The sequence below is a fragment of the uncultured Butyricimonas sp. genome, assembly GCF_959596855.1.
In the GTDB taxonomy this organism is placed as follows: domain Bacteria; phylum Bacteroidota; class Bacteroidia; order Bacteroidales; family Marinifilaceae; genus Butyricimonas; species Butyricimonas muris.
In genome coordinates this window covers 77,883-89,346 of record NZ_CAUFYA010000017.1, presented here as the reverse complement: position 1 = coordinate 89,346, position 11,464 = coordinate 77,883, and the positions used below count along the sequence as shown (strand labels likewise).

General features: G+C 47.2%; 11 protein-coding genes. 7 read left to right on the top strand and 4 right to left on the bottom strand.

The annotated features are described in order from the left end of the window. From Q5866_RS09610 to Q5866_RS09595, 4 genes are all read left to right on the top strand, one after another. A partial coding sequence (locus Q5866_RS09610) for a DUF3575 domain-containing protein (RefSeq protein ID WP_303179956.1) occupies positions 1 to 251 on the top strand: 251 nt, incomplete at its 5' end. Positions 252 to 260: 9 nt separating this feature from the next. Continuing rightward, positions 261 to 1,763 carry a DUF3868 domain-containing protein gene (locus Q5866_RS09605; RefSeq protein WP_303179955.1) on the top strand — a complete coding sequence of 501 codons (1,503 nt, stop codon included), beginning with the start codon at positions 261 to 263 and terminating at the stop codon, positions 1,761 to 1,763. Positions 1,764 to 1,806: 43 nt separating this feature from the next. Next, the gene (locus tag Q5866_RS09600) at positions 1,807 to 3,426 is read left to right on the top strand and encodes an Mfa1 family fimbria major subunit (RefSeq protein ID WP_303179954.1); all 1,620 of its coding nucleotides are present in this window, start codon (positions 1,807 to 1,809) and stop codon (positions 3,424 to 3,426) included. A gap of 92 nt (positions 3,427 to 3,518) precedes the next feature. Continuing rightward, positions 3,519 to 4,484 carry a FimB/Mfa2 family fimbrial subunit gene (locus tag Q5866_RS09595; RefSeq protein ID WP_099293193.1) on the top strand — a complete coding sequence of 322 codons (966 nt, stop codon included), beginning with the start codon at positions 3,519 to 3,521 and terminating at the stop codon, positions 4,482 to 4,484. A gap of 8 nt (positions 4,485 to 4,492) precedes the next feature. Here Q5866_RS09595 and Q5866_RS09590 read toward each other — a convergent pair whose 3' ends face one another. Then, entirely contained in the window at positions 4,493 to 5,398 is a 906-nt protein-coding gene (locus Q5866_RS09590; RefSeq protein ID WP_303179953.1) for a bifunctional methionine sulfoxide reductase B/A protein, read from the bottom strand. 125 nt (positions 5,399 to 5,523) lie between these two features. On the opposite strand from Q5866_RS09590, the gene Q5866_RS09585 reads away from it, so the two are divergent. Beyond that, positions 5,524 to 6,066, top strand: coding sequence for an HdeD family acid-resistance protein (locus Q5866_RS09585; RefSeq protein WP_099293195.1), 543 nt, complete (start codon positions 5,524 to 5,526; stop codon positions 6,064 to 6,066). A gap of 162 nt (positions 6,067 to 6,228) precedes the next feature. On the opposite strand, the gene ispE is transcribed toward Q5866_RS09585, so the two are convergent. Then, complete coding sequence (gene ispE / locus Q5866_RS09580) at positions 6,229 to 7,053, bottom strand: 4-(cytidine 5'-diphospho)-2-C-methyl-D-erythritol kinase (RefSeq protein ID WP_303179952.1); 825 nt, start codon at positions 7,051 to 7,053, stop codon at positions 6,229 to 6,231. Positions 7,054 to 7,140: 87 nt separating this feature from the next. Here ispE and Q5866_RS09575 point away from each other — a divergent pair, with 87 nt between their 5' ends. Further along, the gene (locus Q5866_RS09575; RefSeq protein ID WP_303179951.1) at positions 7,141 to 7,845 is read left to right on the top strand and encodes a phosphatase PAP2 family protein; all 705 of its coding nucleotides are present in this window, start codon (positions 7,141 to 7,143) and stop codon (positions 7,843 to 7,845) included. A 41-nt stretch (positions 7,846 to 7,886) separates the two neighbouring features. On the opposite strand, the gene Q5866_RS09570 is transcribed toward Q5866_RS09575, so the two are convergent. Further along, positions 7,887 to 8,402 (bottom strand): hypothetical protein, encoded by a 516-nt coding sequence (locus Q5866_RS09570; protein WP_303179950.1) that lies wholly within the window; start codon positions 8,400 to 8,402, stop codon positions 7,887 to 7,889. Between the two features lie 4 nt (positions 8,403 to 8,406). Next, complete coding sequence (locus tag Q5866_RS09565) at positions 8,407 to 10,038, bottom strand: S8 family serine peptidase (RefSeq protein ID WP_303179949.1); 1,632 nt, start codon at positions 10,036 to 10,038, stop codon at positions 8,407 to 8,409. Positions 10,039 to 10,461: 423 nt separating this feature from the next. On the opposite strand from Q5866_RS09565, the gene Q5866_RS09560 reads away from it, so the two are divergent. Further along, a complete protein-coding gene (locus Q5866_RS09560; protein ID WP_303179948.1) occupies positions 10,462 to 11,454 on the top strand; it encodes a PCMD domain-containing protein in 993 nt (330 codons plus the stop codon). The last annotated feature ends 10 nt before the right edge of the window (positions 11,455 to 11,464 follow it).

The window sequence follows — 11,464 nt, the reverse complement described above, 5'->3', positions numbered from 1 at the left end:
GGTCGTTTATCAGCAAGAACATGCAGAACCACCGCTATCAGGGTGAACTGTATGGCGCGGGATTCAGCTTCGGGCGCTCGTGGATACTAAAGAAACGTTGGAGTATAGAAGCTACCGTCGGGGTCGGGTACGCTCATATCAAATATGACAAATACCCTTGTGCGGATTGCGGACTAAAAGTGAAAAGCGGGCATAAGAACTATTTCGGTCCCACGAAAGTCGGAATCTCATTGGTGTATCTCATAAAATAAAGGAAAGTGATGAACAGGATAATAAAATACATAACGGCAATACTTGTGATATTCCAAGTGGGTATATCCCATTCCGCGGCACAAACCCGTTCTTATACAGGAAATGTGCTCGTGAAAGCCGTACGGATGGAACAAGCGGGCAACTTACTTCACGTGGACATAGATTTCATTTTCGACGACTTGAAAGTCAAGTCGGCACATGGAATGGACTTGATCCCGCAACTGGTTACCCCGGAACGGACGTACAATCTACCGAAAGTATCCTTCAAGGGACGGGACGAATACCTGTCGTACGAACGGAAACTGGCTCTTATCGGTTACAATCCGCGGGTAGACACGGACAAAGCATACGTGATCGAGAAAGTTAGCAAGAAGAAAAACGGAACATTGAACTACCGTTACACCCTCCCCTACGAATCATGGATGGCATACGCCGCCCTCGATATGCAATACGACGAATGCGGGTGCGGTGACACGGAATTGATGCGAGTGGAACGTCTTCTCGACCCGACGCCGCCTGTTGAAGAGTATATTGTTACCCCTTATCTCGTGTACATCCAACCACCGAGAGAAGAGATCAAACGTCGGGAGATTCACGCCGAATGTTTCCTCGATTTCGAGGTCAATCAAACCGTGATCCGCCCCTACTACATGAACAATCCCCAAGAATTGGCAAAGATACGTAACATGATCAATGACATAAAAGACGATCCGAATATCACGATAAATCGTCTGGACATCACGGGATTCGCTTCACCGGAAGGAACACTGGCAGGAAATCAACGCTTGTCGGAAGGACGTTCCAAGGCTTTGGCAAATTACCTTGCCACGCAGTACGACTTCCCGCGTAACATATATCATATCTCTTTCGGGGGAGAAAACTGGGCAGGCCTTGTAAAAGCTGTTGAAGCAGGACACATGGAATACAGGAACCAGATACTCGACATCATCGAGTACACGCCATCCTCGGCAGAGAGAAAAGACAAGTTGAAAAAACTGGCTGGAGGTGTCCCCTACCGTCACATGTTGCGCACCATCTACCCGAGTCTGCGTGTAGCCATCTGCAAGGTGGACTACAACGTGAAGAACTTCGATGTTGAAGAAGCGAAAGTAGTTATACTGACAAGACCGCAAGACTTGAGCTTGAACGAGATGTTCTTGGTGGCAAATACCTACCAGTACGGCTCACAAGAATTTGTCGACGTGTTCGAAACAGCCGTCAGACTCTTCCCGAAAGACGAGATTGCCAACTTGAATGCCGCAATCTCCGCGCTCACACGTAATGATATGGTATTGGCAGAGCGCTACTTGAATAGAATAACCCCGGAGAACTATCCGGCAGAATATAACAACGCCATGGGCGTACTCGCCCTATTGCAAGGAAATTACGAGAGAGCGGAAACTTATCTGCAAACAGCTGCCGCCAACGGGCTGGAAGTTGCCAAGCAGAACTTAGAAGAGTTGGCAAGAAAAAAAGCCAATGCTATTGAAATAGAAAAAAGGAATAAATAATCAATTATTAATCACATCTTAATCAATTTGTAAAATGAAAAGAATGAACAAATTTTTTACTTTGGTATTTGCAGCGTTAGCTTTCACTGCATTTACAGCATGTAGCGACGACAAAAGCGGACCCGACGGCGACGACATCGCCCCCGAGGGAGAAGCGTGGACTACACTTAGAATAAGCAGCTCCAGTAATCTGGGACGTGCGATAACCAACCCTATGCCGGATGACACTTATCCTTCCACGAGTCCCGAGGAAACGGAAGCTCAAGAAGTTTTAGCTATTTTCTTTAATGGATATGATGCAACAAGCGTGGTAACAGATGTAAAGAAAATCACACTCAACTCTTCCAATATTAGTGATGCGTTCCTTGTTTCGGACAAATCAAAATCGATATTGGTTGTGGTAAACCCGCCCAGCAATTTCCCGACTTTCACCAAAGGACAACCTTTTGCCACGGTAAACGCTGCTCTTGCGGTACATACGGACATCTACACGGACAACAAATTTATGATGACCAACGCCAAAGGTGGTTTGGAACCTTCATTAAATGATGGTTCTCCCGCTGCCGGTTTACCGTTGTTCACGAACAAAGTTGATGCAGAAACAGCTGGTAATGCCATGAAAATCAACGTAGACCGTGTTGTATCAAAAGTACGCGTATTCGTAAGCTACACCTCCGCGGAAGCCTTTCAAGTTAGAGACGCAAGCTGGGTTATAAACCTCACGAACAAATGGTACTATCCAGTATCCGAGAGAGTTAAAACTTTCCTTGACACACCCACGACGCTTGATGAATACAGCTTAGGTACATACCGTATTGACCCGAACTTCGATCACACGAACATTCCTTACCCGTCAGCAGTTTTTGACGAGCAATACAAATATTTCACACAAACAGACGTGGATAATGGCTCTATTACTTGGATCTCTCCCTGTGATGCGGTAGATCCTAATCTAGGTGGAAAACCACAATACTGCGCGGAAAATACCCAACGCAAAGAGGACAACACCTATGCTTACACGACTCAAGTATTGCTGAAAGCAACTTACCTACCCAAGTACAAAGAGGTTGGCGGCACCATAACAGATGTACAAAAAAGCAACAATGACTGGATGGACATCAATGGCGGTTTCTATACCTACACCGTGATGTTGGGATGGATTGAAGAAGAATTGACGAAAAAGTACCAAGACAAAAATCCGGCAGGATACGTGACAAATGTGACTACCGCTTTCAACAAATACTTGAAATATCTCGTAGGCAAGGGAGTTGCTAACGTACAGGAAGTAGTTATCCCGAATGACCTCACCGGTACATCGGTAGCAGATCTTGTACAAGCATTTGAAAACCAAAAAGCAGGCGTTGTTGCTAACGGTGCAGATATGGATACAGACGAAATTGTAAAATACTACAAATCCGGTATCAGTTACTACCCGATCGCTATCAAACACGATAACGACAATAACGGCGCCAACAATGAATTCGGAGAATTCGGTGTGGTTCGTAACTCTATGTACGACATCAAAGTTAACTCCTTCAACAACCCGGGTTACCCGATCATTCCGGAGCCGGATCCAGACAAGAAGGATGAGTTTGAATATTGGTTAGCTATCGAAATCGGTGTTAACCCGTGGACGTGGTATACTCAAGAAGAAAACCTATAAGCGTTCTACGCGTAAAATTAAGTATGGGATTCGTCCCATACTTAATTCACCCAAACGTGCGTTTCCTTTAATAACAATAGAAAGACAGAAAAATGAAATTCAAAAATCTCTTACGTCAAATAGCATTAGGTATTCTAGTAATCATCCCGGGAATATTCCATTCCTGTGACAGTATTCGGGAAGACCTTAAAGAATGTCGCCTACTTGTTCGGTTCAAGTACGACTATAACATGCTCTCCACCGACGCGTTCCACACGCAGGTCGATAAAGTGGACCTATACGTGTTTGACGAAGAGGGCAAGTTTCTATTCATGCAATCCGAGGAAGGCACTCCCTTGACAACCGGCGACTACCGCATGGAATTGTTTCTCCCCATCGGACAATACAAACTCCTAGCATGGGCGGGAGTACACGACTCATACGAGGTAACCAACCTCGAACCCGGCGTATCGACCTTCACCGAAATAGAACTCAAGTTGAAACGCGAGGCATCACTCGTCGTGAACAAACAAGTTGAACCCCTCTGGTACGGGGAATTAGCCGACGTGGACTTTACCGGGATTGAGAACACCTCGACAACCATCAACCTGATCAAGAATACGAATACAATCCGTTTCGTGTTCGAGAATCTGGGCACGAGCAATTTCGACGTGAATGACTACACGTACGAACTCTCCGAATCGAACGGATACATGGGGCATGACAATGCTCTGAAGCCCGACGATGTTCTGAGTTATCAACCTTATCATATAAACCAGTCCTCTGCCACCACGGGCGTTATCGAACTCAACACCATGCGGCTGATGACCGACCGTCTGAATAATTTTACAGTAAAAGACAAAAACACAGGCGCTACCTTGTTCAACGTAGACCTGACCGATTTTTTCCTTCTGCTCCGTCATGAAGAACATAAAAACAAATGGGGCGACCAAGAATATTTGGATCGCAAGGACGCCTACGACGTGGTATTTTACCTTTCCGGCTCCACCAATGCGTGGTTAAGTATAAGTGTCATCATCAACGGCTGGACGTGGTACTTACAGGAAGAAAATCATTAAATCTAAAATTAATTAAATCTTTTCGTGTACCCGTGGCAATACGGTAGCGTTCCTTTTCGCCCGTAATAATTCTGATGATAATCCTCGGCAACCCAGAAAACAGATGCCGGAGTGAGTTTTGTCACTACATCATATCCTTTCTCCTTCAATTGTCGGCTCAACTTCTCGGCAATAGCCTTTTGTTCCGGACTGTTATAAAATATCTCCGAACGATATTGTTCCCCGTAATCCGGTCCTTGCCGGTTCAATTGCGTCGGATCGTGCAACTCAAAAAAGAGTTTTGCCAACGTCTCGTAATCCGTTTTCGACTTATCGAACAACACCCGTACAGCCTCCACGTGCCCCGTTCCCCCTTCGCATACCTCCTCGTATGAAGGATCTTCCACGGTACCTCCCGTGTAACCGGACTCCACGACAAGCACCCCGGGAGCTTTTTTCATGTAATACTCCACTCCCCAGAAACATCCGCCCGCGAACACGGCTGTATCCACCTTCAACTCGTCGGCAGGTACAAATTCCATTGAAATAGAGTTCACGCAATGCCGGGTATTCTTGGAAGTGAATCCCTCACCCGTGAACACGTGCCCGAGATGAGCCCCACAACGAGCACACACGATCTCCGTGCGTCTTCCGTCCGCATCCGGCACCCGTTTCACCGCCCCCTTTATCTCGTCGTCAAAACTCGGCCAACCGCAACGGGAATCGAATTTATCTTCCGAACGATACAGCGGAGCCCCGCATTGTTTGCAAACATACGTACCCTTTGCCTTAAAATCATAATATTTACCCGTGAACGGACGTTCCGTCGCCTTGTGAAGTATCACTTGTTTCTCGTCTGCCGTCAACTCTTTCTTCTGTGCCATAATCGTGTAATTTACCAAAAACAACATCAATATCAATAATCCTCTTTTCATAACCTCGTTTTAAATCGTGAAACGTATCCCCGTCCATAAAGTTATGCATTTTTCAAGGCAATATAACAACTTTTCCGAAGCTTTTCACATATAAAGGATATGAACTAAACTAAAAATTAAGAGATATGACAACAAGAACTGCAACTACAACAGCCGGACCTAAAGGATTCAGATGGTTATACCTAATCTTGGGCATCGTGCTGTTCGTTTTCGGGGTAGGTATCGTTCGCCACCCTGCCGTGTCTTACTTCGGACTGGCAATGTACTTTAGTATTATGATCATCGTGCTCGGTATCAGCGAAGTGCTGAACGCCTTCGTGGGCGGAAGCTCCCGCAACTGGGGATGGGGCCTGTTTATCGGGTTACTCGACCTCGTGATCGGTTTTGTTTTACTGCTCCATCCCGCGATAGCCGAAGACATACTCCCCTACATCGTTGGATTTATCCTCATGTTCAAGAGTATAGATTTCATCTCCGAGTCCATAGAGATGTCCTCCTTAAGAGTCAGGGGATGGGGATGGATACTCACCGCGGGCATCATCACCCTCATATTCTCGTTCATGATTGTTTTCTTCCCCGTATTCGGGATATTCAACATTATTATCTGGACAGGACTCAGTTTCATGTTCGCGGGAATATCTTCGTTCATTTACGCTTTCGTGAAATAGAAACGGAACGAGATTTCTTTAGTTTATAAAGTTCGTAAAGTTTATAAGGTTTATAAAGTAGCGGGTGTCCTTCGGACAATGTCTAACGACAACTTATGCTAGCGTCGACAAAGCATCCTGCGGAGGCTATCAACTTTATGAACTTTACAAACTTTATGAACCTTATAAACCCTTTTTCTCCTGCCACACGAAACATCCCGGGAACTCTTTTTCGATGTCAACGGGATTATCAAACAGCGCATACACTGCCGATCCGCTCCCGGTCATAGAAACGTAAAGAGCCCCCAAGGACTTCAAACGGTCTTTTATTTCCCCGATCTCCGGGACTTTAGGAATAACCGAACCTTCAAAATCATTCCGAATCACCTCGCTCCATTCTCTCACGGGCAACTTTCCAATCTCCCGCAAATCAAACATAGCGGCACACGGTACAATTCCCCGGTAGGCTTCCGGCGTGGATACACCCCGGTCCGGTTTCACGAGCACCATCGAGTAAGCAGCCAACGACAAGTCCACGGCTTCCATCAACTCACCCTTCCCGAAAGCAAACACCGGTCGGTTCCTCACGAAAAAGGCGCAATCACTTCCCAACCGCTCCGCGTACGCCATCAATTGTCCCTCGCTCAACCCCAAAGCGAACAATCTATTCAACCCCACCAGCGTAAAAGCGGCATCGGCAGACCCACCTCCCAAACCGGCTCCGTAAGGAATAACTTTGTGCAGGTGTACATCGACAGAAGGCAACCCGTGTTCTTCCGCCAACAGGTAGTACGCCCGCGTGACCAGATTCTTCTCCGGGGCACAATCAATCGGGATGCCCGTCGAAGTGAACGAGCATACTCCCTTGCTTCCCTTCACCTCGTGAATCTCAAGAATATCACGCAAGTCTATCGGGTAAAACACGGTTTCTATATTGTGAAAACCATCCGGTCTTTTCTCCGTGACATAAAGTCCTATATTAATCTTCGCGTTCGGGAACAATATCATGTGTAAACTTTATAAACTCTCTTCTGGCAAATGTAGCATTTTTCAGTATATTTGCCAAAGTAAGCTATCATATAAATATTTCGTGCCATGTTAGAATCCCTGCAATCACTAGACCAAACTATATTCTTGGCGCTCAACGCCCTGCACACGCCCTATCTAGACTCGTTCATGTATATATTCACCGGAAAACTGGTATGGATACCCCTGTACGCGTCAATCCTGTACGTGTTGTGCCGCAATTTCAACCCGCGCTTGGCTATTTTCACAGCGATCATGTTCGCGCTACTGATCTTGATTGCCGACCAGACTTGCAGTTCCATATTGCGACCGATATTCGAGCGTCCCCGCCCTTCCCGCAACCCGGAGATCGCAGACATTGTACACCTCGTCAAGGGTCGTCGGGGCGGAAAATTCGGATTCCCCTCTTGTCACGCCGCCAACACGTTCGCTTTGGCGTGTTTCACGATGCTACTGTTCAAAAACAGAGCTGTCACCACCTTTTTCATGCTTTGGGCTATCGTCACCTGTTACACGCGCATCTACGTGGGAGTACACTATCCCGGTGATCTGCTTTTCGGCACCGCGGTAGGATTCGCGGCAGGTTTCATCACTTACGGCATCTATCGTTTCAGCCTCCGCGTAAACGGAATCGCCTCCGTTCTGCATTACCAAGAAAACAGGGCTTTAGTAAAACGCCCGTGTAATATGACTCACACGTCAGTCATCATTTACACGGGCTTGCTCACTATCGCCTGCTTCGCCATCTACTGCATCTGGTGGAGAACGAATTGATTTTAGATTTATGATTTACGATTTTAGATTGAAATCGACAATCACGGAATCATTCTTCTTCCTTTGAATATGACTTTCGGTTCTATCACGAAAGGGATGATCGTCAATGTCGCGCTCAACTCCAACTCCTCGTCTTTCATTTTTCCCTTGTGGGAATAAGAAAACTTCTGTCCGCCATAGTCCACTTTTCCATCCCCCGCGAGCCGAAAAGCCCCGTCAAGCAGGGTCACGCTACACGGTATCGCTTTCATCTCCACTCCCTCCACGGGCATTTTGAACCCTACCAACTCGAGCCCGACTTTTCCTTCCCCGTCCGTTCCGATCGCCACCTTGCAAGGAATAGAACCGTCGGGAATCAAAGAATTGCCATTGGAATCCTTCGCCATAGACCTAATCTTCTCCGGTATATCTAACGTCGCTTCCCCCTCGTAAACTCCCACCAAGGTCGTCGTATCACAAACGACCTCACCTTCTTCACCTTTTCCAAAATACAAGATTGTGATAACGAAAGCGATAACTATCGTCACACCCGTTAAAATAAAAATTCTTTTCTTCATCCTTCTATTTTTTCTCTTTACACAATTTTTCTGCCAATTTCACCGATCCGAGGGCGTTCAATATTCCCCCGGAAGCACACAAATCCTCGAAATACACCTTGTCTTTTCCCAGAGCCTTAATCCCCGCGGGACGGGTTACCTCCACCCCTCTCCGGGATGTAACCCCATCAAGCAACACCTGTTTCAACTCCTTCACGCTCAATTCCGGGAAGTAATTCCAAATCAGGGCTGCCACCCCCGCCACCACGGGAGCCGCCATGCTTGTTCCGGTAAACTCCTTGTACTGATTCCCCACGATCGTGGAATAAACAGCTCCCCCCTGCGCGAACAAATCGACCTCATCCTTACCGAAATTGGAACTGTTCACGGGCATCCCGTCCGCGTAAGAGTTACCCACGTTAATCAAATTCGACACCGTCTTCCCGTTACTCAAATACCTTGTCGGATAATCATAAGCATCATTCGTGCAACGACCGTTATTCCCTGCCGCATGCACAACCAACACCCCTTTCTTTTCCGCGAACCGAAGAGCCGCGTCCAGCCATTCCCTGTGCATGGAAACAGAACGTCCCAAGCTGATATTGATAATATTAGCCCCGTTCTCCACCGCATACCGGATAGCCGTGGCAACATCCTTGTCATACTCGTCGCCACCGTCCGTACACACACGCAGGCTCATCAACCGCACGTCGGCAACCCCATCAATACCTACCCCGTTATTCCGTGTTGCGCCGATGATTCCCGCCACGTGAGATCCATGCTCGTGAGGCGTCATCGTGGCATTGCCGTAGAAACGATCTTTGATATTATTCAGGTCATCCCCCACGCTCTTCCGCCCGTCCGCCTCGTAAGCCCGGAGTTTACTATTATAGCGTCCCTCGAAAGTCGTCAAAAGCGTATGCCGCAAATTCAACATCTGCTCCCAGTTATACTTGGGAGAATATTTCCAACGATCAAGATAATATTCAAACGCCTCCTTATCCGCCGCGTTCTCCAACTTCTCGCCCAAGGCGACAAAATGCTCCTTGCCCAACTCCACGCCGGGATGCATTTCCTTCAACTGCCGATCGAACCCGTCCATACGTTCCGAATAAGTCTTCACGTTTATATAAGTGTTATAAGCATCGGCCAATTCAGATATTTTGGGCAATTCATTCACGTAATAACAATAAAGAGCCCTATCTTTCTTCGACAAGCGATTCGTGTCCACCCCCTCGAAACGCTTTTTCAGATACATATAATACCGGTCCGCTTCCGCCGATATCGTCTTTACCGTACCCCCATCGGGAGTTCCCAGAAAATTCCATCCATGCACGTCGTCCACGTACCCGTTCCCGTCATCGTCAATCCCGTTACCCGGAATTTCACCCTCGTTTACCCACAAACTCCCCCGCAAATCCTCGTGCGCGATATCCGCCCCACCGTCTATCACTGCCACCACAACCCGCCGCTTCGGCTCACGTCCTTTCAGATAATCGTAAGCATCATACACGGCTGCCCCGTGTATCCCGTCCTTCTCGACAGACCTCAAATGCCAATCATGAGGCAAATTCTTCTTCGTCCATACCGTTTCCTGCCCTTGCACCATTCCACACAAGCACATACAACAGAACAACATTACATACCAATTTTTCATACAAACATTCTTTTATTCATTATACAAATCATCCATGTATTCCTCCCTCTTGCAATCTCCCGAAAGCATAACGAACAACCGACAAAAACGGGGTACACTTACAATTGAAAATGGAGAATTGAAAATTGAAAATTAGCTTCACGAGTTTAAAATTGCCATAATTTTTAATTAGTGGCATGACAAACTCTCAACCCTTGCTACACTTAACCTACTCTTTACCTGCCCTTGAATTGGCCTTAACCCGATAGGTCGGTATACATGTTTGCCGGAATACTTCTCGCTTGTTCTTCTTAATTTCAAACTTGCGAAGCTAATTTTCAATTCTCATTTTTCAATTTTCAATTATATCGGCATACTTCTTGCATGACAACCTAAAGGTTTATCCGCCGTAAAAGATATTCGAACAATAGAAAACAAAGTAAAATGAAGAAATTGGTATACAGTAAAGCGATAAAGACTTTATGTCTAGGCATCATCTTGGGAACGAGTATGAACGGTATAGCCCAAACAGCCCCACCGGTCACGGAGAAACTGATTCCTTACGGGGATTTCAACAGTTGGATGGTCCGAATCATCGACGAATCATTCGTTATCGGCGGAAACACGAAAATCCTTTACGAGGTTGCCCCGGTAGATACCATTCGGGGTGCCGTTCCGTACAACAGTTCCCCCGTATCCCCTTGGCGTACATCCAACGTGATGGCAAAAGTCAGCGGTGTCACGAAATGCAGCATCTCCGTGTTCCCGGAGAAAAGAGGTGACGGACAATGCGTGCGCCTCGAAACACTCATGGAAAACTGCAAAGTGCTGGGACTCGTGAATATCACCGTACTCGTGCCGGGTACCATTTACCTCGGGGAAATGCTGGAACCCATCAAGGATACCAAAAACCCGCAAAGCAAACTGAACGCCGGAATCCCTTTCACGGAAACCCCGAAAGCCGTCGTACTCGATTATAAAATGTACATCCCGGAAACCGACCACCGGATTAAAGCCACGGGATTCAGTAAAATAGTGAACGTCCCCGGGCGTGACTCCGCCGAGATATACGTGATATTGCAAAAACGCTGGGAAGATGCCAACGGCAACGTGTTCGCCAAACGCGTCGGCACCGTGGTAGAACGTATTTCGGAAACGAACCCCGACTGGGTAAACAACCACAGGCTGGAAATCCTGTACGGCAACGCCACCGGACAACCGGGCTACAAACCTTTCATGCAACTGATTCCCAAGGAACAATCCCTCTATTGCATCAACAGCAAAGGCAAATCCGTACCTATCGAGGAAGTAGGCTGGGGGGACGCTGACGACCAACCGACTCATCTCGTCTTCCGCATCTCCTCCAGCTACGGGGAAGCGTACATCGGCTCCGTCGGTAACAAATTCTGGGTAGACAACGTGCGATTGGCATACTAACCCCTACCCT